The organism is Teichococcus rhizosphaerae, from assembly GCF_002631185.1.
Classification (GTDB): Bacteria; Pseudomonadota; Alphaproteobacteria; order Acetobacterales; family Acetobacteraceae; genus Pseudoroseomonas; species Pseudoroseomonas rhizosphaerae.
Map to the genome: position 1 here is coordinate 20405 of NZ_PDNU01000017.1, position 20857 is coordinate 41261.

The following is a 20857-nucleotide window of genomic DNA, read 5'->3' on the forward strand; positions in this document are numbered from 1 at the left end:
CGATGGTCGATCTTTCCGAGATCTGGGTCTATCTCGCGCGGGACCCGCTGGCGGCGCTGACCGCCACGCTGCTGGCCTGGATGGCCGGGCTGCGGCTGGCGGCGCTGTGCCGCTGGCACCCGGCGGCCAACCCGGTGCTGTTCGCGGTGGCGCTGCTGGCGGCCGCGCTGCTGCTTGCGGGCATCGACTACCGGCAATATTTCCAGGGCGCGCAGTTCGTGCACTTCCTGCTGGGGCCGGCCACGGTGGCGCTGGCGGTGCCGCTCTACCGGCAATGGCAGCATGTGCGAAGCTCGGCGCTGGCGGCCCTGCTGGCGGTGATCGCGGGGGGCGGCGTGGCGGCGGCGGTGGGCGTGGCCTTCGCGCTCGCCCTCGGCGCCGCGCCCGAGATCACCGCGAGCCTCGCGCCGCGCTCCGTCACCACCCCCGTCGCCATGGGCATCGCCGAGCAGATCGGCGGCCTGCCGGGGCTGACGGCGGCGGTGGTGCTGGCCTCCGGCGTGACGGGTGCCACGCTCGGCCCGATGACGCTGAACCTCATGCGGGTGAAGGACTGGCGGGCCCGCGGCCTGGCCATGGGCACGGCGGCGCATGGCCTCGGCACCGCCCGCGCCATTGCGGTGAACGCCACGGCGGGTGCCTTCAGCGGCATGGCGATGGGCCTGAACGCCCTCGCCACCGCGCTGATGCTCCCCCTGCTTTGGCGCCTGGTCTTCGGCTGAACTCGCGGAAAAAAGATCCGGGGGAGAATTCTTTCTCCCCCGGTGCTGCCTTCAGATGGCCAGCGTCCCCGCCTTGGCCGCGGCGTAGCGCTCGCCCACCTTCGCCCAGTCCACCACGTTCCACCAGGCCGCCAGGTATTCCGGCCGGCGGTTGTTGTATTTCAGGTAGTAGGCGTGCTCCCACACGTCGTTGCCCATCAGCACGCGCTGCCCGTCCATGATGGGCGTGTCCTGGTTCGGCCGGCTGGCCAGCGCCAGCTTGCCCGAGCGGTCCACCGTGACGAACACCCAGCCCGAGCCGAACACCCGGCCGCCGGCGGCGTTGAAGTCGGCCTTCATCTTGTCGAGGCCGCCGAGGTCGCGGTCGATCGCCTGGGCCAGCTCGCCCGAGGGCGCGCCGCCCTTGCCGCCCATGATCTGCCAGAACATGGCGTGGTTGGCATGGCCGCCGCCATTGTTGCGCAGCGCCGTGCGCACCGCCTCCGGCGCCTCGCCCAGCTTGGCGAGGAGCTGCTCCAGCGGCATGGCGGCGAGCTGGCCATGGTCCTTCAGCGCGTTGTTCAGGTTGGTCACATAGGCCGCGTGGTGCCTGCCGTGGTGCAGCTCCATGGTCGCGGCGTCGATATGCGGCTCCAGCGCGTTGGCGGCATAGGGCAGCGCCGGCAGGGTGTAGGGGCCGGAGGGCGCCGCCTGGCCGAGGCTCCGGCGCGGAGCGGCGAAAAGGCCGGCGGCGAACAGCGTGGCGCCGGCGGCCAGCATGCCGCGGCGCGCCAGCATGGGGGTGGTCGTGGTCATGGCGTCTGGGTCTCCCTTGCCCGTCCTGCGGGTTCAACACGACAGGTGGCGCCGGGATGCGAGGCGGAAAGGGCCGGGCCGCGCTTGACACGCGGGTTTCACGCCGGCAGGGGCGGCGCATGGCGAGCCTGCACCTCTTCCTGGCCATCCTGCTCGAAGTGATCGCCACCTCCGCGCTGGTGGCCGCGAAGGGCTTCACGCGCCCGCTGCCGTCCGCTGTGGTGGTGCTGGGCTATGGCGGCGCCTTCTATTTCCTGTCGCTCGCGCTGCGCGCGTGGCCCGTGGGCATCGCCTACGCCCTGTGGTCCGGCATCGGCATCGTGCTGATCTCGGCGGCGGGCTGGGTGCTCTACGGGCAGCGGCTCGACGCGCCGGCGCTGATCGGCATCGGGCTGATCCTGGCCGGGGTTCTGGTGATCAACCTGCTCTCGGGCAGCGCCGGCCACTGAGCCGGGGCGCCTATTCCTCCGTGCGCCAGCCCTGGTGTTGCGGCAGCCCGTCATCCAGCCTCATCCAGGAAAGGCGGCCGCGCATCAGGGTGTGGTCGGCCGGCGGCACGGCCTCCGGGTCGTCCAGGCTGGCGATGGTGACGTCGATCTCGCCCGGCGTGGCATGGCCGCGCCAGGTGAGGGTGGTGCCGCATCCGGCGCAGAAGCCGCGCTCCGCCTTGGGGCTGGAGGCGAAGAAGCGCGGCGCGCCGCGGGTGAAGCGCAGCGCCGCCGCCGGCACGCTGAACCAGGCGACGCAGGGCGCCCCCGCCGCGCGCCGGCAATCGGCGCAATGGCAGAGGGTGGGGTTGAAGGGCTCGCCCTCCGCCACATAGCGCACCGCGCCGCAGAAGCATCCGCCTTCCAGCATCGCCCGTCTCCCTGGCTGCGTTTCCCCTTCAACGCGCGCGGCGCAGCAACGTCACCGCCAGAAGCAGCAGGCCCGAGATCAGCACCAGCACCATGGCCGCCGCCATGATGGTCAGGCTGATCGAATCGTTCAGGCCGGAGAACATCTGGCGCGGCAGGGTGCGCTGGGCGGGGCCGGCGATGAACAGCGCCACCGCCACCTCGTCCAGGCTGGTGGCGAAGGCGAACACCGCCCCCGCCGCCACGCCGGGCATGATCTGCGGCAGGCAGACGCGCCAGAAGGCGCGCAGCGGCGAGGCGCCGCAGGCCGCCGCCGCACGCAGCTGCACCGGGTCGAACTGCTGCAGCGCCGCCAGCACCGTCACCACCACGAAGGGCGCGCCGAGCGCGGCATGGCCCAGGATCAGCCCGGTGAAGCTGTTGGTCAGCCCCAGCGGCCCGAAGAACAGCAGCAGCGCCACCGCCACGATGATGGCCGGCACCACCATGGGCGCCAGCAGCACCGCCATCACCACCGCCTGCCCCCGGAAGCGCCCGCGCCACAGGCCGAAGGCGGCCAGCGTGCCGAGCGCGCCCGCCAGCAGCGCGGCACCGGCGCCGACGCGCAAGGAGTTCCACAGCGCCGGCAGCCAGAAATCGGAGTTCCAGAAATCGGCGTACCAGCGCAGCGACAGGCCGGGCAGCGGGTAGTGCAGGAAGGAGCCGGCCGAGAAGGAGAGCGGCAGCACCGCCAGCACCGGCGCCAGCAGGAACAGGATGGCCAGCAGGCCGAAGGTCCAGAGCAGGATGCGGCCGGGCCTTGGCGCGGGGCGCGCCCGCGCTGCCACGGGCGGCGGCGCCGAGGGGGGTGCCGGAGGGGGTGCCGGAGGGGGTGCGCCCCCCGGCTCCGCGCCCGCGAGGCGCGCCGGGATCCGCGGCAGGGCGGGGTCCGGGCTCATGCGGGGCGCATCCGCGAGAAGCCGACGAGCCGGCCATACACCGCCAGGATCACCGCCACCGCCGCCAGGATCAGGCAGGACAGCGCCGCAGCCATCCCCCAGTTGACGGTGCGGGACGCGTAGAAGGCGACGAAATAGGGCAGCATCTGGTCGTTGGCGCCGCCGAGCAGGGCGGGCGTCACGTAGAAGCCCAGCGCCTGGATGAACACCAGCAGGCACCCCGCCCCCACCCCTGGCAGGGAAAGCGGCAGCGTGACCCGCCGGAAGGCCCGCGCCGGCGAGGCGCCGAGCGACACGGCGGCGCGCGGCAGCCGCCAGTCCAGCGACTTCAGCGAGGCATAGATCGGCAGCACCATGAAGGGCAGCAGGATGTGCACCATGGCCAGCAGCACGGCGCCGCGGTTGAACAGCAGCGGCAGCGGCTCCTCCACCAGCCGCAGCGCGCCGAGCGCGGCGTTGACCACGCCCTCGCGCTGCAGCAGCACCATCCAGGCGGCGGTGCGGACGATCAGGCTGGTCCAGAAGGGCAGCAGCACGCCGGCCATCAGCCAGGGCACGGCGCGCGGCGGGGCGGTCGCGATCAGCCAGGCCAGCGGGTAGCCGATGGCGAGGCAGATGGCGGTGGCCAGCACCCCCATCCACAGCGTGCGCCACAGGATGGCGCGGAAGATCGCCTCGTCCGGCGGCGCGGTGCCGAGGCCGCCCGTGGCGTCCCGCTTGAGGTCCAGCACCGCCAGCAGGTTGAAGTCCGAGACCGGGCCGCCCGCGCGGCGGATGGCGGCCCAGGGGGCGATCGCCCCCCACTCCTCGCTGATGGCCAGCACTGCGGCGCGCGCCTCGCCCTCGAAGGGGGCGGCCACGCGCCGGGCGGTCATCGGCAGCAGGCTGCGGAAGCCGGGCAGGTCGGCGTTCAGCCGCGCCGAGGCGCGGGCGACCTCGCCGCCGCCGGATTGCTGGTCGCGCGCCCGGGCTTCCCGCAGATCCTCCACCAGCGCGGCGAAGGCCGCCTCGCCGGGCGGCGCCGCGCCGTCCCATGCCGAGAGCGCGGCGACGGTGCGCGGCAGCACGGGCGCCACGTCGCTTTCCTGCACCGCGCGGAACAGGAAGGCGCCGATCGGCAGCACGAACACGCCGAGCAGGAACAGCAGCAGCGGCGCCACCAGCGCCGCCGCCGCCAGCCGCGCCTTCAGCGGCGTGGCGACCCCTGCGGCCAACTCAGCGCGAGACCCAGTTGTTGAAGCGCTGGTTCAGCTTGTCGAGGTTGTCGAGCCAGAACTGGTCGTTCAGCTGCAGCGCCCCCTCGATGTTCTCCGGCGCGGTGGGCAGGTTGGCCAGCACGGCCGGCGGCAGGCCGGCATTGGCGCCCTTGGCCGTCACGCCATAGGGGATACGCGGCGGCAGCCCCGCCTGCCGGTCGGGCTGGCCCACGAATTTCAGGAAGTCGAGCGCCGCCTGCCGGTTCGGGCTGCCCTTCATGATCACCCAGGAATCGAGGGTGAAGACGTTGCCGGCCCAGGCGATGCCGAAGTTGCGCCCGTCATTCTGGTTGGCGGCGCTGATGCGGCCGTTATAGGCGTTGGTCATGGCGACCTCGCCGCTGGCCAGGAGCTGCGGCGGCTGGCTGCCGCGCTCCCACCAGATGATGTCCTTCTTCAGCTGATCGAGCTTGCGGAAGGCGCGGTCCACGCCGGCATTGGTGCCGAGCAGCCTGTAGACCTCGGAAGGCGCCACGCCATCGGCCAGCAGCGCGATCTCCAGCGTCACCTTGGGGCCGCGGCGCAGGCCGCGCTTGCCGGGGAACTTCGCCGTGTCGAAGAACTCGGCCCAGTTCTTCGGGCCCTCGGGCATGCGGGCGCGGTCATAGGCCAGCACGAAGGAATAGAGGATGTTGCCGACGCCGCACTCGCTCACCGCCTCGGGGATGTAGTGGTCCCGCCCGCCGATGGCGGCGAAGTCCATCTTCTCGAACAATCCCTCCTCGCAGCCGAGCAGCAGCTCCTCGCTCTCCACCTGCACCAGGTCCCAGTTGTTGGCGCCGGACTGGATCTTGGCGCGCAGCACGCCGACGCCGCCATCCCAGGTCTCCTCCAGCAGCCGCGCCTGGCTCTGCTGCTGCCAGGGGCGGAAGAACACCTCGCGCTGCGCGTCCTGGTAGGCGCCGCCCCAGGAGACGATGGTCAGGTCGCGCCCCTGCGCCTGGGCGCCGCCGGCGCCCGGCAGGCCGCAACCCAGGATGCCAACACCCAGCGCCAGCATGGCGCCGAAACCTCTCCGCAGCATCGTCTTGCTCCCCTGGCCGGGACCGCCGGCTTTCCCGCCGCGCAGCCTAGGCCAGGAGACGGGAGGGTTGAAGGGCAAAGCGATTTCCCGCCCGCCGCCTTCCCGCTCAGCCCCCGGCGGCGAAGGCGTGGGCATGCGCCGGGTCCCACGCGACCGAGACCAGCGTGCCCGGCTCCGGCATCATGCCGCCCCCCACCGGGCGCTTGGCCACCACCTCGGCGCCATCGCCGAGGCTCAGGCGCAGCCGCACATGGTCGCCCTGGAAGATCACCTCCGCCAGCCGCGCGGAAAGCGCGTCCTCCCCCATCTCGGAGGCCAGGATGGCGGCCACCGCCACCCGCTCGGGCCGCACCGCCACCACGCAGCGGCTCCCCGGGGCGCCCGCATCCACCGGGCGGGCCAGCACCTCCGTGCCGCCATCCAGCATCACGCGGATGGCGCGGTCCCGCCCCTCGCCCTCGGGGTGGCTGCGCACCGTGCCCGGCAGCCGGTTGTTCTCGCCCACGAAGCCGGCGACAAAGGCGTTCTCCGGCTGCTCGTAGAGCCGGCGCGGGGGCGCGAGCTGGCGGATGCGCCCGCCCTCGAACACCGCGATGCGGTCCGACAGCGTCAGCGCCTCCTGCTGGTCGTGGGTGACATACATCATGGTCAGGCCGAGGCGCTGGTGCAGGGAGCGGATCTCGTACTGCATCTCCTCGCGCAGCGCCTTGTCGAGCGCGCCCAGCGGCTCGTCCAGCAGCACGATGGGCGGCTCGAACACCATGGCGCGGGCCAGGGCGATGCGCTGCTGCTGCCCGCCCGAGAGCTGCGCCGGGCGCCGCTCCCCGAACGTCTCCAGCCGCACCATCGAAAGCGCCCGCTCCACCCGCCGCGCCCGCTCGGGCTTCGGCACGCCGCGCACCTCCAGCGAAAAGGCCACGTTCTCCGCCACGCTCATATGCGGAAACAGCGCATAGGACTGGAACACCACGCCGATGCCCCGCTTGTGCGGCGGCAGGCGGGCGATGTCCCGCCCCCCCAGCAGGATCCGCCCCTCGCTCGGCATCTCGAAGCCGGCCAGAAGCATCAGCGTCGTCGTCTTGCCGGAGCCGGACGGGCCGAGCAGGGTCAGCAGCTCGCCCTTCTCCACATCCAGGTCCAGCCGCTGCACGGCATAGCCGGAGGCCGCCGCGCCATAGGCCTTGCGCACGCCCTCGAAGCGGACCAGCGGCTCGGCCATCCTGTTCATCCCCTGCTTCTGTGCCGTCATCCGCTGCATTCCCGGCGGCGGGCGGGTTGTCAACCGCCGCCTCTGCCGCGACCCTGCGCCGCGCAACCGATTGGAGGATCGTCGATGACCGAAGCCGAAGCCAGCCTGATCATCCGGCGCGAAGGTCCCGTGGGCCGTCTCACCATGAACCGCCCCCGCGCGCTCAACGCGCTGGACCTCGCCATGATCGACGGCTTCGCCGCCGCCCTCGCCGAATGGCGGGACGACGCCTCGGTGCGGCTGGTGCTGCTGGAAGGTGCCGGCGACCGCGCCTTCTGCGCCGGCGGCGACGTGCGCCAGGTGCGCCAGGACGTGCTGGATGGCCGCCTCGACGCGGTGGAGGCCTTCTTCACCCGCGAATACGCGGTGAACGAGGGCATCGCCACCTTTCCGCGCCCCTGGGTCAGCCTGATCGACGGCGTGTGCATGGGCGGCGGCCTCGGCGTCTCGGTGCATGGCAGCCACCGCATCCTGTCCGAGCACGCGCTGCTGGCCATGCCGGAAACGGCCATCGCCCTTTTCCCCGATGTCGGCACCAGCTATGTGCTGCCGCGCCTGGCCGGCTCGCCCAGCGGCGCGATGGGCCGCTGGATCGCCCTCACCGGCGCCCGGCTGAAGGGCGCCGAGGGCGTGGAGGCGGGCCTCGCCACCCATTTCGTGCCGCGCGCGAAGCTTCCCGCCTTGCGCGCCGCCCTGCTGGAAGGCGGCGACGCCTCGGTGGTGGAGCGGTTCGCCGAGGCCGTGCCGCAAGGCCGCATCGCGGAGCTCCGCCCGGCCATCGAGCGCTGCTTCGGGCCGCAGGACCGCGCCGGCATCGAGGCGGCGCTGGAGGCCGAGGGCACGGACTGGGCGCGCGAGCAGCAGGCCATCCTCGCCCGCGTCTCCCCCACCAGCGTGGCGGTGACGCTGGAGCTGCTGCGGCGCGGCGCCACGCTCGACCTGGCGGGCTGCCTGGAACAGGAGCTGGTGCTGACCCGCAGCGTCACCCGGCATCCGGACTTCGCCGAAGGGGTGCGCTCCGTGCTGGTGGACAAGGACGGCAAGCCCGACTGGCAGCCGCTCGGGGACGTGCTGCCGATGTTCGGCTGAGGGATAAGGCTTTGGGGGAATGGATTTTCCCCCAAAGCCTTTTTCGTTTTCCCGTCAGCTTCCGGGAGCGAGCGCGGCGAGGGTGCGCCGGTCGCGGGCGCCGCCGTAGTACTTGTCCAGGGCGGCGCCGAACTCGGGCTCCGCCGGGTCGGCCAGGGCGAACAGCGTCATGCTGGACTGGAACTTCATGTCGTCCGGGCTGCCCAGGATCTCGTGCGCCGAGCGGCCCCGCGCGGCGTTCATCAGCGCCGCGCATTCCCTGAGCCTGGCGCCGAGTACGGGATGGGCCAGATAGGCGCGCGCCTCCTCCAGCGAGGCGATGCCGTAGCGCTGCGCCATCGCGCTGTGGCCGAGGCCGCGCAGCTGCGGAAAGACGAACCACATCCAGTGGCTGCGCTTGCGCCCCTCCGCCAGCTCGCGCCGCACCTGGCCGATGACCGGCGCCTGGGCCTGGACGAAGCGGGCGAGGTCGAACGGGTCTGTCATGCCGCGACACTGGACGCCCGGTGCCGCGCCGGGAAGCGCCCCGCCCCGCACGATCGGGCGAGGCGCCACGCCGGTTGCCCGCTCAGGCACGGCGCCGCCCGGGTTGCCCGCTCAGGCGGGGCGCCGCCCCGGTTGTTGGTTCAGGCGGGGCGCCGCCCCGGCTGTTTGTTCAGGCGGGGCGCCGCCCCGGCTGTTTGTTCAGGCGGGGCGCCGCCCCGGCTGTTTGTTCAGGCGGGGCGCCGCCCCGCATGGGCCACCGCCAGCGCCGCCAGCGAGGCCAGCAGCCCGGCGCCGAACACCGCCGCATGGCTCTCCCCCGTGGCATGGAACAGCGCCGCCAGGGCGAAGCCCGTCACCGCCTGGGCCAGGGCGTAGATCACCGTGGCGCGCGCCCAGAGGATGCCGGCCGAAAGGCCGCCGATCTCGCGCGCCGCCGCCAGGGCCACGGCACTGGCGCCGACGCCGGCAAAGCCGCAGAGGGGTGCCGCCAGCAGCACCGCCGACGCGCCGGGCAGCAGGCACAGGCCGAGCGCCGCCACCTGCACCGCCATCCACAGCGCCAGCGTCCGCCGCCCCCCGATGCGCCCCGAAAGCCGCCCGCCCAGCAGCGTGCCCGCCGCGGCGCCGAGCCCGAACAGCACCCAGAGCAGCGCCGTGGCCGCCGCCTCCAGCCCGCGCCCGCGCACGCCGAGATCGGCCAGGTAGACCATGGGCGGCACCATGCCGATGGCGGACAGCAGGTAGGCCAGCAGCAGCGCCCCGGCGCGCGGCGCCGGCTGGCCCACCGGCAGGCGCATGGTCTCGGCGGCGGGCGGCGCCGGCCAGCCGCGCCGCAGCCCGAGCCAGACCAGCAGCGACAGCAGCCCGAGCCCCGCCCAGGCCAGCGGCAGGCCGGACGGCACCAGCGCCGGCACCGCCAGCGCCCCCGCCACCACGCCCGCCCCGATCCCCGCCACCACCACCCCCGCCGCGGCGGGGCGCTGCCCCGGCGGCAGCACCGCCTGCACCGCCGGGCCGGCCAGGGACATCAGGATGCCTCCCGCCAGCCCCGCGAGGCCGCGCCACAGCGCCAGCCAGAGCAGCCAGGCGAGGCCCGGGCCGTGCAGCGCGCAGGCCAGGAAGGAGAGCACCACCAGCGCCATGCCCGCATCCAGCGCCGCCGGCACGCCGAGGCGCCGCCCCAGCGCCCGCCCGCCCAGCGCGCCCGCCAGGTAGCCGGTGAGGTTGCAGGCACCGAGCAGCCCGGCCTCGCCCCCCTCCACCCACCCGGCCGCCACCATGGCGGGAAAGAGCGGCACATAGGCGAAGCGCGCCAGCCCGATGCCGGCGCAGAGCGCCCCCGCCCCCGCCAGGGCCACGCGCATCACCGGCCGCCGCCTTGCCGCCGGCCGGGCGCGGCGCGCTCAGGGGTGGGCGGACCTGGCCAGCCGCGGCGCGCCCTGGGCGGCGCGCAGCGCCCGGCGCAGCCTGGCCACGCCGGCGCGGGCATGCCCCGCCTCGCACAGCCTGCCGCCCTCCGCCGCCAGGCCGCGCGCGGCGTCCTGCCGGGCGCCGGGAAGGCGCGAGAAGCGGGCGGCCAGCTCGTCGCAATAGGCGAGGCCGGGCGGCAGCAGCCGCAACTCGGCGCCCCGGGCCGGCAGGGCGGCAAGCAGCAGGGCCAGCAGCCAGGAAAGGCGGAGCAGCATGGCGCCCATCCTGGAGGCGCGCCCCCTGCCCTCCGGTGGGCGGCGCATGAAGCATGGGTCATGCGGCGACGGGGAGGCGGAACAGCACCGCCAAGCCCGGCTGGCCGGGCGGCCCGCCCGCATCCTCGAACCACAGCGCCCCGCCATGCAGCTGCACCACCGCCCGCACCAGCGAGAGGCCGAGCCCCGAGCCCGGCGTGGTGCGGGCGGAATCGGCGCGGAAGAACCGCTCGCCCACCCGCGTCCGGTCCTGGGCCGAGAGGCCCGGCCCCTCATCGGCCACCCGCACCACCACCCAGTCCGCCTCGCGCCAGGCGGACAGGACGATGGTGCCGTGGGGGGCGGTGAACTTCACCGCGTTGTCCAGCAGGTTGGCCACCACCTGCAGCAGCAGGTCGCGGTCCCCCACCAGGGGCAGGCTTTCCGGCCAGAGGGTGTTCAGCGTCTGGCCGCGCGCCTCGGCCGAGGCGCCGTAAAGCTCGGCGGCGTCGGCCAGCAGCAGGGACAGGTCGAGCGGGGCGAAGGCGGCGCGGCGCGCGCCCGCCTCCACCTCGGCGATGCGCAGCACCGCCTGGAACACGCGGGTGACGTTGTCGAGGTCGGCGATGCCGCGCTCGATCGCGCCGCGCAGCGTCGCGGGGTCGTCCGCCTCGCTCAGCAGCGCCTCCTCCAGCCCGTTGCGGGCGCGGGCGATGGGCGTGCGCAGGTCGTGCGCGATGGCGTCCGACACCCCGCGCACGCCGTCCATCAGGTGGGCGATGCGGTCCAGCATGGCGTTCATGCTGGCGCCCAGCCGGTCGAACTCGTCGTCATGCAGCGAGAGCGGCACGCGCTGCGAGAGGTCGCCGCCGGCGATCAGCGCGGCGGTGGTCGCGGCCGGCGTCAGCCGCCGCTCCAGCGCCCGGCGCATCAGCCAGGCACCGAGCAGCGCGAAGAACAGCGCCGCCCCCGCCGCCCAGGCCAGCCCCTCGGTGAGCAGGGCGCGCAGGCGGCCCTTCTCGCTCACCTCGCGCCCCACCGCCAGCTTGCTGCCATCCGGCAGGTCCAGCACCAGCAGCCGCGCCTCGCCCGGGCCGGTGTCCTCGTGCTCCACGTTGAGGCGGTACCAGGAGCTGTCGCCCGAGCGTGGCGGCGGCAGGGCGGCGAGGTTGCCGGCCAGCCGCCGCCCCGACGGGTCCAGCAGCAGGTAGATGGACAGCCCTTCCGCATCCAGCGCCAGCCGCTCCTCCACCGCCTCGGCCAGCACGGCGAGGCCGGAATCGCGCCCGCGCTCGGCCAGCGCCATGGCGTCGGCGCGGATGGCGGAATCCGTCTGCCGCTCCAGCGTGCCGGCGGTGCCCCACCAGAGCACCCCGGCGAAGGCCAGCCCGGCCGCCAGGAACACCACGGCGAACAGCAGCGCGAAGCGGAATCCGGCCGAGGAAAGCAGGCGCCAGAGGGGGCCGGGGTGCTGCTGCCGCCGCCGCGTGTGGGGCATCAGGCGCCCTTCACGTCCGGCGGCTCACGGCTCGGCGCGGATCATGTAGCCGGCGTTGCGCACCGTGTGGATCAGCGGCCTGTCCTGCCCCTTGTCCAGCTTCTGCCGCAGGCGGGAGACGTGCACGTCGATCACGTTGGTCTGCGGGTCGAAATGGTAGTCCCACACCTTCTCCAGCAGCATGGTGCGCGTCACCACCTGCCCGACATGGCGCATCAGGTGCTCCAGCAGCCGGAACTCGCGCGGCTGGATGTCGATCTTCTTGCCCGCGCGGGTCACGGTGCGGGACAGCAGGTCGAGCTCCAGGTCGGCCACCTTGAGGCGCGTGGCCGGCGCGTCCACCGCAGGCCGGCGGCCCAGCGCCTCGACGCGCGCCAGCAGCTCGGCGAAGGCGAAGGGCTTCACCAGGTAGTCGTCGCCGCCCGCCTTGAGGCCCTTCACCCGCTCATCCACCCCCGACATGGCCGAGAGGAACAGCACAGGCGTGTGGTTGCCCTGGCCGCGCAGCGTTTCCACCAGCCGCACGCCATCGACGCCGCCAGGCAGCATCCGGTCGAGCACCAGCAGGTCGAAGCTCTCGCCCGCCGCCATGAACAGGCCGTCCCGCCCGTTGGTGGTGTGCTCGACCGTGTGCCCCGCCTCCTGCAGGCCCTTCTTCACGAAGCGGCCCACCTCGGCATCATCCTCCACCAGCAGAATTCGCATGGTGCTGCGCTCCTTGTCGCGGCGTGCCGGCCCCGCGGAAGCGGAGGGCCTCATCCATGGCGCGCCGGGCCGGCCAACATGCCCCGGCCCGCGCCCGCGCGCCAGAGCAGGAGAGCGGGAGCGGGAGCGGGATGCCGGCCCTGCCCTGCCCTGCCCTGTCCTGCCGGCGCCGCCCGCCCGGCTTCAGAGCGGCGCGTCGGCCAGCACCTGGAGATGGCCGAGCGAGCAGCGCTCCACCCGCGCGGAGACGCCATAGACATCGGCCAGCATCGCCGGCGTCAGCGTCGCCTCCGGCGTGCCCTGGGCGCGCAGCCGGCCCTCGCCGATCACCGCCACGCGCTCGGCGAAGCGCGCGGCCAGCGCCAGGTCGTGCACCACCAGCACCGTCACCAGCCCGTGCTGCCGCGTCAGCTCCCGCACCAGCCGCATCACGCCGAGCTGGTGGCGCAGGTCGAGCGCGCTGGTCGGCTCGTCCAGCAGCAGCACGCGGGGGCGGCGCACCAGGGCCTGGGCGAGCCCGGCGAGCTGCCGCTGCCCGCCCGAGAGCCGGTCCAGCCCGACCAGCGCCAGCTCGGCGATGCCAAGGCGCTCCAGCAACTCCAGGGCGCGGCCGGCGGCGGCGCGGGCGGACAGCACGCCCTCCTCCGTGGGGCTCGCCTTCAGCGCGCCGACCAGCGCCTCCATCACCGTCAGCGCCACGCCCTGCGGCAGGCTCTGCGGCATGTAGGCGATGCGCCGCGCCCGCCGCTCCAGAGACTGGCCGATCATCTCCTCGCCCTCGAGCCGCACCGAGCCGCGCGCCGGCAGCAGCCCCGCCAGCCCACGCAGCAGGGTGGACTTGCCGGCGCCGTTCGGCCCGATCAGCGCGGTGATGGCGCCGCCCGGCAGCGGCTCCAGGCTCACGTCGCGCAGGACGAGGCGGCGGCCATAGCCCAGGGTGAGCCGCTCGATCTCCAGCGTCACGCGCGGCGCCCCCGGGTGAAGACCAGCAGCACGAAGACCGGCACGCCGACCAGGGCGGTGACGATGCCGACCGGCACCATCAGCCCCGGCACCAGCAGCTTGCTGGCCACCGAGGAGAGCGAGAGCAGCAGCGCGCCGCACAGCGCCGCGGCGGGCAGGAAGAAGCGGTGGTCCTCCCCCACCATCAGCCGCGCCGCGTGCGGCCCGACCAGCCCGATGAAGCCGATGGTGCCCACAAAGGCGACCGAGACGGCCGAAAGCAGGCTGACGCGCAGCAGCGCGCCGTCGCGCAGGCGGTTGGCGTCGATGCCGAAGGACAGCGCCCGCTCCTCGCCCAGCCGCAGCGCGGTGAGCTTCCAGGCGGCGCGGGCGGTGAAGGGGATGGCGAGCGCCAGCGCCAGCGCCAGGATGCCGATCTTGGGCCAGGTGGCGCGCGCCAGGCTGCCCATCGACCAGAAGACGAGCTGCTGCAGCGCCTGCTCGGTGGCGACGAACTGCAGCAGCGCCACCGCCGCGTTGAAGGCGAAGACCAGCGCGATGCCGAACAGCACCAGCGCCTCCACCCCCGCCCCGCGCAGGCGCGACAGGCTGCGCAGCAGCAGCACCGAGGCGAGGGCGAACAGGAAGGCATTGCCCGAGAGCAGCCATTCCTGCGGCACCCAGGGGATGCCGACGCCCAGCACGATGGCCAGCGCCGCGCCCAGCGAGGCGGCGGAGGAGACGCCCAGCGTGAAGGGGCTGGCCAGCGGGTTGTTCAGCACCGTCTGCATCTCGGCCCCCGCCAGGGCGAGCGCCGCGCCCACCAGCACGGCCATCACGGCATAGGGCAGCCGCACGTCCCACACGATGACGGAAACCGGGCCGCTGGCCGAGGCCGGGTTCAGCAACACCCTGGCCACGTCGGCGAGGCCAAGGCGGGACGAGCCGGTGGCGACGTCGAGCAGCAGCGAGGCGCCGAGCAGCACGGCCAGCAGCGCCAGCAGCGCCGCGCGCCGCAGCACCAGCGCGCGGTAGCCGGCGGCCCCCGCCAGGGTCGCGGCGGCGCCGCTCAACGCATGTCCCCCGCCACGGCGGCGGCGGGCCGGAGGCGGCCTCCCGGCGCCGGGCCGAACGGCGCCCCTTCCCGGCCGGCGGCATCGCGCGGCACGGTCGGCGCGGTGCCGGGCGGCAGCGGCACCCTGGCGCGGGACAGGCGAAGAAGCTTCAACGGGAGGGACCCTTCCAGCAGGGGCGGATAATCCGGCAATCCATAATCATTCGCATCTGCCAGACCAAGCCCTTCTCGCGCCTCCGCCGCGCGGGCCGGCCATGGGCGCGGCGCGGCCGCGCGCCGCTTTCCCCTCCCGAGGCCGGAAGCGGCTTCGCCAGGCCGGGAACAGGGCGGGTGCCGTGGAGGGCGCCCGCCCACGCGCCTCTCAGCCGGCGCCGCCGGGGCGGCGGCCGACCTGCACCGCCATCTCCCGCTGCCGCCCCTCGCGCTGCAGCGTCACGCGGATGGTCTGGCCTGGCGGGGTGCCCGCCACGCCGCGGATCAGCGCGCGGGAGGTTTCCACCCGCTCCCCGTTCAGCGCCGTGACGATGTCGCCCTGGCGCAGCCCGGCGCGGGCGGCGGGGCTGCCGCGCTCCACGCTCTGGATCTGCACGCCGCGGTTGCGGCCGCCGGGCGTCGCCTCCTCCCCCACATCCTGCACCGCGACGCCGAGCCAGCCGCGCTCCACCCGCCCGTCGCGCCGCAGCTGCTCGATGACCCCGCGCGCGAGGTCCGAGGGCGTGGCGAAGCCGATGCCGGCCGAGGCGCCGGAGGGCGAGTAGATGGCGGTGTTGATGCCGATCACCTCGCCCACCGCGTTGAACAGCGGGCCGCCCGAGTTGCCGGGGTTGATGGCGGCGTCGGTCTGGATGAAGTCGTCGAACGGCCCGGCGCCGATCTCGCGCCCGCGCGCCGAGACGATGCCGGAGGTGACGGTGCCGCCCAGGCCGAACGGGTTGCCCGCCGCCAGCACCCACTGCCCCACCCGCACCGAGCCGGAATTGCCCCAGGGCACCGCCGCCAGCGCCCCGCGCGGCTCGACGCGCAGCAGGGCGAGGTCCGTCAGCTCGTCCGTGCCGACGACGCGGGCGGGCAGCTCCGTGCCGTCCTGCAGCGAGACGACGACGCGGGCCGCGTTGCCCACCACATGGTTGTTGGTGACCACATAGCCCGCCGGGTCGATCACGAAGCCCGAGCCCGCGCCCTGCACCTGCTGGCGGCCGCGCCGCTCGCGGAAATAGCGCTCGAAGGGCGTGCCGCGCAGCTCGGGCGGGATCTGCGTCGTGGTCTGCTCGGACAGCACGGCGATGTTGACCACGGCGGGCAGCACCTGCTCGGCCAGGTCGGCGAAGTCCGGCACCGTGCCCCGCTGCGCCAGGGCGGCGGAGGGGACCAGCCCGCAGGCCGGCAGCACCGCCAGGCCGGCGAAGGCAAAGAGGAGGGAGCGGCGGGGGGCGGCAGGCATGGGGGCGTGCATTCCTTCGGCGGCGTGGGCTGCGGCGCGAGCCGCGGGGGCATCGTCGGGGCGGAGCGGCGGCATGCCAGGGGGGAAGGCCGGCGCGCTCCGCCCGCATGTTGTGCGGGAGGGGCTTGCCGTTGCGCAAGCCGTCAGGGCGCGCGCGGGTTGCAGGGCGCGCGCCTCAGCCGGCGCGGGCCGGGTCTTCCGGCCAGTCGTGGCGGGGGTAGCGGCCGCGCATGTCCTTGCGCACATCCGCCCAGGCGCCCCGCCAGAAGCCCGGCAGGTCGGCCGTCACGGCGATCGGCCGCCCGGCGGGCGAAAGCAGCGCCACCTGCAGCGGGATACGCCCGCCGGCCAGCGGCGGCAATGTGGACAGACCGAACAGCCATTGCGCCCTCGCCTCCAGCCGCGGCACCTCGCCGGCATAGTCGATGGGGGCGGCGCGGCCATTCGGCAAAGCGAGGCGCGGCGGCAAGGCCGCGTCCAGCGCCTTCTTCGCGGCGTGGGGCAGCAGGCCGCGCAGCAGCGCCACCACGTCGAGCCCCCGGAGCTGGGCGAGGCGCGTCATGCCGGAAAGCCAGGGAGCCAGCCACTCGGCCGCAGTCGCGGCCAGGGCGGCGTCGGAAACGTCGGGCCAGCCTTCCGGCTCCAGGGCGTGCATGCGGGCGATGCGGGCGCGGAACTGGCGGGCGGCCTCGGTCCAGTCCAGGTCGCGGAAGGCGCGGCCGGCGGCGGCCTCGGCCAGCGCCGTGGCGAGCGCCGCCGGGTCGGCATGCGGCAGGGTGCTTTCCTCCAGCACCAGCGGGCCGAGGCGCAGGCGCCGCCTCGCCACGACCGCGCCGGCCCGCGCATCGAAGGAGGCGCCCTCCTCGCGCACCAGCCGCTCCGGGAATTTCCGCTCCAGCGCCTCGCGCGTCAGCGGCGCGGCCATGCGGATCCGGGCCTCGGTGCCGGCCAGCTCCAGGTCTGCCACCGCCAGCAAGGGGGACTTGCCGAGGCGGTCGGTGGCCGGCAGGCGGGCGCCCTGGCCCCCGGCGGAGCCGGAGCCCGAAAGCCCGGCGAGGCGGAAGGCGCCGTCCATGCTGCCGCGCCGGGCGGCGATGCGGTCGGGGAAGCCGGCGGCCAGCAGCAGCCCGGCATCCCCCGCCGCCTCCGTGCCGCCCGGCACGCCGAGCCGCCGCCGGTGCAGCGACACGGCGCGGCGGATGCGGCCCAGCGCGGCGCGGTCGGCGTTCGGGTCGTCGGCGCCGTGCAGCAGGTCGAGGCGGAGCTGGATGTCGGAGGGCGCCTCGCGGCCGCGGATCGGGTCGCGCTCCTCCAGCAGCGCGGCGAGCTCGGCGGCCAGCGCGGCCTCCTCCGCATCCGCCGCCTCGGCCATCATGCGGGCCAGCCGCGGATGGGTGCCGAGCCGCGCCATGCGCCGGCCCATAGCGGTGATGCGCCCCTGCGCGTCCAGCGCGTCGAGGTCGCGCAGCAGGGCGCGGGCGGCGGCGAGCTGGCCGGCGGGCGGCGGGTCGAGAAAGGCCATCGCCTCCGGCTCGCCGCCCCAGGCGGCGCAATCGAGCGCCAGGCCGGACAGCTCGCTTTCCAGGATCTCGGGCCGGTCGGAGAGCGGCAGGCCGCGGTGCAGCGCCTCGGTCCAGAGGCGGATGGCGACGCCCGGCTCGGTGCGGCCGGCGCGCCCCGCCCGCTGCTCGGCGCTCGCGCGGGAGATGCGCAGCGTGGCCAGCCGCGCGAGGCCCGTCGCCGGGTCGAGGCGCGGCGCGCGGCGGAAGCCGCCATCGACCACGATGCGCACGCCCGGCACGGTCAGCGAGGTTTCGGCAATGGAGGTGGCCAGAACCACCTTGCGGTTGGGGGAAGGGTTGAGCGCGCGGTCCTGCTCGGCCGGCGGCAGCTCGCCATGCAGCGGCAGCACATCCGCCTTCACGCCCCCCAGCCGCTCGGCGGTGCGGCGGATCTCGCCCCAGCCGGGGAGAAAGGCCAGCACGTCGCCCGGGTGCTCCACCAGCGCGCCGCGAATAGCGCTGGCCATGGCCTCGGGCAGGTCGCGCGGGTCCTGGATGTCGCGCGGGCGGTGGTGGACGGCCACCGGCCAGGCACGGCCGAGGCTCTCGATGACCGGCGCCCCGCCCATCAGCCGCGAGAACCCTTCCGTCTCGATGGTGGCGGACATGGCCAGCAGGCGCAGCTCCGGCCGCAGCCCGCGCTGGAGATCCAGGCACAGGGCGAGGGCGAGGTCTGTGTCGAGGTTGCGCTCATGCGCCTCGTCGAACAGCACCGCCGCCGTGCCTTCCAGCCCGGGGTCGGTCTGCAGCCGGCGCACCAGCAGCCCTTCCGTCACCACCTCGATGCGGGTGGCGGCGGAAACGGCGCGCTCCAGCCGGGTGGCCAGGCCCACCGTCTGCCCCACCTTCTCGCCCAGCAGGTCGGCCATGCGGCGCGCGGCGGCGCGGGCGGCGACGCGGCGCGGCTCCAGCACGACGATTTTCTGTCCCTGCGCCCAGGGCTCGTGGCGGAGCGCGAGCGGCACCAGGGTCGTCTTGCCGGCGCCCGGCGGGGCCACCAGCACGGCGTTCGGCGCCCTGTCGTCCCGCATGACGCGCAGTGCATCGAGCAGGCGCGGCAGGGCTTCGGTGACGGGCAGCGGGGGCAGGGCATCCATGGCCCTGCCTGTAGCGCAAACCGGCGGTGGGCGGCCAGTTGGGACCGGGGGCGGGGGGCCGGGCGCGTGGGAAGGGGCGCGGCGCGGAGGACGATGCGGAGCCAGGGCGGAAACAGCCCCCGGCCGCGCGACGGAAACCCTGACAGGCGCGGAGCCGGCCCCATATGCTGGGCGCGAAGGCGGGGCGGCGGGGGCGACACGTTTCGTTACCCCGCTCCCCTTCCCTTCGCCGCACCGAAAAGGTTTCATCCCCTCCATGTTGCGCGCCCCGCCTTCACCGCTGGCCCTGGCTGCCCCTGTCCTGGCCTTCCTGCTGGCCTCCCTCCCGGCTCCGGGCGCCCAGGCGCTGGAAAGCGTGCCCGCGCGCTCCGAGCGGGCCAGCATGACCCTGGCGGCGGAGCTGGAGGCGGTGGCACCCGGCCAGCCCTTCCGCCTCGGGCTGAAGCAGGTCCTGGCGCCGGGCTGGCACACCTACTGGAGCAATCCGGGCGATGCCGGCACGCCGCCCGAGATCGGCCTCACCCTGCCCGAGGGGGCGAGCGCCACCGGCTTCGACTGGCCGGCGCCGGAGCGCATCCCCTTCGGCCCGCTGGTGAACTACGGCTACGAGAACGCCGTGCTGCTGCCGCTGACGGTGACGCCCCCCGCCACGCTGCGCCCGGGCGACGTGTTCACGGTGGAGGCGCAGGCGAGCTGGCTGGTGTGCGAGAAGGTGTGCATCCCGGAGGAGGGCGTGTTCCGCCTCGACCTGCCGGTGGAGGCCGCGCCGCGCCCCGACGCCGCGCTGGCCGCCGATTTCCGCGCCGCCGAGGCCGCCCTGCCCCGCCCCTCCCCCTGGAACGCCGCGCTCGGCTTCGAGGGCCAGCAGGGGGCGCTGCGGCTGGAAGGGCCGGCGCTTTCACCCGCCCTGGTGCGGGAGGCGCATTTCTTCCCCGCCGAATGGGGCGTGCTGGACCATGCCGCGCCGCAGCCCGTGCGGCTGGCCGAGGGCGCCCTGCGCATCGGCCTGCCGCGTGGCGCGGCGCCGCTGCCGCCAGGCCCCTTGCGGGGCGTGCTCGTGCTGACCGACGCGGGCGGCACCCGCAGCGCCTATGACATCGCCGCCACGCCGGGCGCGCTGCCGGCGCAGCTCGCCGATGCGGGCATGCTCGGCGGGGGCAGCCTGGGCGCTGGTTCCCTGGGCGCTGGTCCCGTGGGCGCTGGTCCCGTGGGCGCGGCCCCGCCGCTGTGGCGGGCCATGCTCTGGGCGGCGCTGGGCGGGCTGATCCTGAACCTGATGCCCTGCGTCTTCCCCATCCTGGCGATGAAGGCGATGGCCGTCGCCCGGCTGTCGGGCGCGGCGCGTGGCGCGGTGCGCGGCCACGCGCTGAGCTACACGGCGGGCGTGGTGCTGTCCTTCCTGGCGCTGGCCGGCGTGATGATGGCGCTGCGCGCCGCCGGCGGCGTGGCGGGCTGGGGCTTCCAGTTCACCGCGCCGGCCTTCGTGGCCGGCATGGGCTGGCTGATGCTGGCGGTGGGGCTGAACCTGTCCGGCGTGTTCCAGGTCGGCGGGCCGGTGGCGCTGGGCTCGGGCATCGCGGCCCGCGGCGGGCATCTCGGCAGCTTCGCCACGGGCGGGCTCGCGGTGCTGGTGGCGACGCCCTGCACCGCGCCCTTCATGGCCGCCGCCATCGGCGCCGCCATGCTGATGCCGCCCGCCGCCACGCTGGCCGTCTTCGCCGCCATGGGTCTCGGCATGGCCGCGCCCTATGCGCTGCTGGCCCTCGCCCCCGGGCTGGCCAACCGCCTGCCCCGCCCCGGCGCCTGGATGGAGCGGCTGAAGGAGATCCTGGCCTTCCCGATGTACGCGGCGGCGCTGTGGCTGCTCTGGGTGCTGGCGCAGCAGGTGGGGCCGGAAGGGCTGGCGGCGGCGCTGGCCGGGGGCCTCGCCGTGGGCTTCGCCGCCTGGGCGCTGGGCCGGGCGCAGCAGGCGCGGGGCGGGCGCGGGCGGATGGCCGGGCGCGGCGGCGCCGCGCTTGCCCTGCTGGCGGCGCTGGCCCTGCTGCCGCCGCTCGCCATGACGCCCCCCGCCAGCGCCGGCACCCGCGCCAGCGCCGCCGAACCGGGCGCAGAGCCCTGGTCGGAGGCGCGGCTGGCCGAGCTGCGCGCCGAAGGGCGCCCCGTCTTCGTCAACATGACCGCCGCCTGGTGCATCACCTGCAAGGTGAACGAGCGCGTCGCCCTGCAATCGGATGCGGTGCGCGATGCCTTCGCGGAGCGCAACATCGCCTATCTCAAGGGCGACTGGACGGATGGCGGTCCCGCCATCGCCGCCGTGCTGCGCGCCCATGGGCGCGAGGGCGTGCCGCTCTACCTGGTCTACCCGCCCGGTGGGGGAGAGCCGGCCGTGCTGCCGCAGATCCTCACCGAATCCCTGGTGCTGGAGGCCCTGCCCCCCGGCTGAGCCTGCCCGACCGA

Annotated in this window: 20 protein-coding genes; 4 read left to right on the forward strand and 16 right to left on the reverse strand. The window is 75.0% G+C overall.

Annotated features, from left to right (window positions below):
- Positions 1–2: 2 nt before the first annotated feature.
- The gene (locus CR162_RS10635; protein ID WP_099095534.1) at positions 3–722 is read left to right on the forward strand and encodes an LrgB family protein; all 720 of its coding nucleotides are present in this window, start codon (positions 3–5) and stop codon (positions 720–722) included.
- Positions 723–773: 51 nt separating this feature from the next.
- Here CR162_RS10635 and CR162_RS10640 read toward each other — a convergent pair whose 3' ends face one another.
- Positions 774–1517, reverse strand: a complete 744-nt coding sequence (locus tag CR162_RS10640; protein ID WP_099095535.1) for a superoxide dismutase — start codon at positions 1515–1517, stop codon at positions 774–776.
- A 119-nt stretch (positions 1518–1636) separates the two neighbouring features.
- Between CR162_RS10640 and CR162_RS10645 the strand changes: the two genes are divergently transcribed.
- Positions 1637–1966, forward strand: a complete 330-nt coding sequence (locus tag CR162_RS10645; protein WP_099095536.1) for a DMT family transporter — start codon at positions 1637–1639, stop codon at positions 1964–1966.
- Between the two features lie 10 nt (positions 1967–1976).
- On the opposite strand, the gene CR162_RS10650 is transcribed toward CR162_RS10645, so the two are convergent.
- The 5 genes from CR162_RS10650 to CR162_RS10670 all read right to left on the reverse strand — a co-directional run bounded on the left by CR162_RS10650 (position 1977) and on the right by CR162_RS10670 (position 6841).
- Positions 1977–2375, reverse strand: a complete 399-nt coding sequence (locus CR162_RS10650; protein ID WP_099095537.1) for a GFA family protein — start codon at positions 2373–2375, stop codon at positions 1977–1979.
- Positions 2376–2403: 28 nt separating this feature from the next.
- Entirely contained in the window at positions 2404–3312 is a 909-nt protein-coding gene (locus CR162_RS10655) for an ABC transporter permease (RefSeq protein WP_245870258.1), read from the reverse strand.
- Complete coding sequence (locus CR162_RS10660) at positions 3309–4526, reverse strand: ABC transporter permease (RefSeq protein WP_245870260.1); 1218 nt, start codon at positions 4524–4526, stop codon at positions 3309–3311. The genes CR162_RS10655 and CR162_RS10660 overlap by 4 nt, the downstream gene beginning before the upstream one ends.
- A 1-nt stretch (position 4527) precedes the next feature.
- The gene (locus tag CR162_RS10665) at positions 4528–5592 is read right to left on the reverse strand and encodes an ABC transporter substrate-binding protein (RefSeq protein WP_099095539.1); all 1065 of its coding nucleotides are present in this window, start codon (positions 5590–5592) and stop codon (positions 4528–4530) included.
- A 106-nt stretch (positions 5593–5698) separates the two neighbouring features.
- Positions 5699–6841, reverse strand: a complete 1143-nt coding sequence (locus tag CR162_RS10670; protein WP_245870262.1) for an ABC transporter ATP-binding protein — start codon at positions 6839–6841, stop codon at positions 5699–5701.
- Positions 6842–6925: 84 nt separating this feature from the next.
- Between CR162_RS10670 and CR162_RS10675 the strand changes: the two genes are divergently transcribed.
- Positions 6926–7930 carry an enoyl-CoA hydratase/isomerase family protein gene (locus CR162_RS10675; RefSeq protein ID WP_099095541.1) on the forward strand — a complete coding sequence of 335 codons (1005 nt, stop codon included), beginning with the start codon at positions 6926–6928 and terminating at the stop codon, positions 7928–7930.
- A gap of 54 nt (positions 7931–7984) precedes the next feature.
- Here CR162_RS10675 and CR162_RS10680 read toward each other — a convergent pair whose 3' ends face one another.
- From CR162_RS10680 to hrpB, 10 genes are all read right to left on the reverse strand, one after another.
- Positions 7985–8416, reverse strand: coding sequence for a DUF1810 domain-containing protein (locus CR162_RS10680; RefSeq protein ID WP_099095542.1), 432 nt, complete (start codon positions 8414–8416; stop codon positions 7985–7987).
- Between the two features lie 227 nt (positions 8417–8643).
- Positions 8644–9780, reverse strand: coding sequence for a YbfB/YjiJ family MFS transporter (locus tag CR162_RS10685; protein ID WP_099095543.1), 1137 nt, complete (start codon positions 9778–9780; stop codon positions 8644–8646).
- Positions 9781–9819: 39 nt separating this feature from the next.
- Positions 9820–10101 (reverse strand): hypothetical protein, encoded by a 282-nt coding sequence (locus CR162_RS10690; protein WP_099095544.1) that lies wholly within the window; start codon positions 10099–10101, stop codon positions 9820–9822.
- Between the two features lie 58 nt (positions 10102–10159).
- Complete coding sequence (locus tag CR162_RS10695) at positions 10160–11578, reverse strand: sensor histidine kinase (RefSeq protein WP_099095545.1); 1419 nt, start codon at positions 11576–11578, stop codon at positions 10160–10162.
- Positions 11579–11602: 24 nt separating this feature from the next.
- Positions 11603–12283, reverse strand: a complete 681-nt coding sequence (locus CR162_RS10700; protein ID WP_099095546.1) for a response regulator transcription factor — start codon at positions 12281–12283, stop codon at positions 11603–11605.
- 183 nt (positions 12284–12466) lie between these two features.
- Positions 12467–13246 carry an ABC transporter ATP-binding protein gene (locus tag CR162_RS10705; protein WP_099095547.1) on the reverse strand — a complete coding sequence of 260 codons (780 nt, stop codon included), beginning with the start codon at positions 13244–13246 and terminating at the stop codon, positions 12467–12469.
- Entirely contained in the window at positions 13243–14298 is a 1056-nt protein-coding gene (locus CR162_RS10710; RefSeq protein WP_099095548.1) for a FecCD family ABC transporter permease, read from the reverse strand. Before CR162_RS10710 ends, CR162_RS10705 begins: the two co-directional genes overlap by 4 nt.
- Positions 14295–14453, reverse strand: a complete 159-nt coding sequence (locus CR162_RS22385; RefSeq protein ID WP_176559810.1) for a hypothetical protein — start codon at positions 14451–14453, stop codon at positions 14295–14297. The genes CR162_RS10710 and CR162_RS22385 overlap by 4 nt, the downstream gene beginning before the upstream one ends.
- Before the next feature lie 208 nt (positions 14454–14661).
- Complete coding sequence (locus CR162_RS10715; protein WP_099095549.1) at positions 14662–15741, reverse strand: S1C family serine protease; 1080 nt, start codon at positions 15739–15741, stop codon at positions 14662–14664.
- A 175-nt stretch (positions 15742–15916) separates the two neighbouring features.
- A complete protein-coding gene (hrpB, locus tag CR162_RS10720; RefSeq protein ID WP_099095550.1) occupies positions 15917–18400 on the reverse strand; it encodes an ATP-dependent helicase HrpB in 2484 nt (827 codons plus the stop codon).
- A 256-nt stretch (positions 18401–18656) separates the two neighbouring features.
- Here hrpB and CR162_RS10725 point away from each other — a divergent pair, with 256 nt between their 5' ends.
- A complete protein-coding gene (locus CR162_RS10725) occupies positions 18657–20843 on the forward strand; it encodes a protein-disulfide reductase DsbD family protein (RefSeq protein WP_245870263.1) in 2187 nt (728 codons plus the stop codon).
- The last annotated feature ends 14 nt before the right edge of the window (positions 20844–20857 follow it).

Bases quoted from the DNA above. Each gene is read 5' to 3' on its own strand.
- CR162_RS10675 (WP_099095541.1), top strand. From the start codon at position 6,926: ATGACCGAAGCCGAAGCCAGCCTGATCATCCGGCGCGAAGGTCCCGTG.
- CR162_RS10695 (WP_099095545.1), bottom strand. From the start codon at position 11,578: ATGCCCCACACGCGGCGGCGGCAGCAGCACCCCGGCCCCCTCTGGCGC.
- CR162_RS10685 (WP_099095543.1), bottom strand. From the start codon at position 9,780: ATGCGCGTGGCCCTGGCGGGGGCGGGGGCGCTCTGCGCCGGCATCGGG.
- CR162_RS10670 (WP_245870262.1), bottom strand. From the start codon at position 6,841: ATGACGGCACAGAAGCAGGGGATGAACAGGATGGCCGAGCCGCTGGTC.
- CR162_RS10635 (WP_099095534.1), top strand. From the start codon at position 3: ATGGTCGATCTTTCCGAGATCTGGGTCTATCTCGCGCGGGACCCGCTG.
- CR162_RS10645 (WP_099095536.1), top strand. From the start codon at position 1,637: ATGGCGAGCCTGCACCTCTTCCTGGCCATCCTGCTCGAAGTGATCGCC.
- CR162_RS10665 (WP_099095539.1), bottom strand. From the start codon at position 5,592: ATGCTGCGGAGAGGTTTCGGCGCCATGCTGGCGCTGGGTGTTGGCATC.
- hrpB (WP_099095550.1), bottom strand. From the start codon at position 18,400: ATGGATGCCCTGCCCCCGCTGCCCGTCACCGAAGCCCTGCCGCGCCTG.
- CR162_RS10725 (WP_245870263.1), top strand. From the start codon at position 18,657: ATGTTGCGCGCCCCGCCTTCACCGCTGGCCCTGGCTGCCCCTGTCCTG.
- CR162_RS10640 (WP_099095535.1), bottom strand. From the start codon at position 1,517: ATGACCACGACCACCCCCATGCTGGCGCGCCGCGGCATGCTGGCCGCC.
- CR162_RS10680 (WP_099095542.1), bottom strand. From the start codon at position 8,416: ATGACAGACCCGTTCGACCTCGCCCGCTTCGTCCAGGCCCAGGCGCCG.
- CR162_RS10650 (WP_099095537.1), bottom strand. From the start codon at position 2,375: ATGCTGGAAGGCGGATGCTTCTGCGGCGCGGTGCGCTATGTGGCGGAG.
- CR162_RS10715 (WP_099095549.1), bottom strand. From the start codon at position 15,741: ATGCCTGCCGCCCCCCGCCGCTCCCTCCTCTTTGCCTTCGCCGGCCTG.
- CR162_RS10690 (WP_099095544.1), bottom strand. From the start codon at position 10,101: ATGCTGCTCCGCCTTTCCTGGCTGCTGGCCCTGCTGCTTGCCGCCCTG.
- CR162_RS10700 (WP_099095546.1), bottom strand. From the start codon at position 12,283: ATGCGAATTCTGCTGGTGGAGGATGATGCCGAGGTGGGCCGCTTCGTG.
- CR162_RS10655 (WP_245870258.1), bottom strand. From the start codon at position 3,312: ATGAGCCCGGACCCCGCCCTGCCGCGGATCCCGGCGCGCCTCGCGGGC.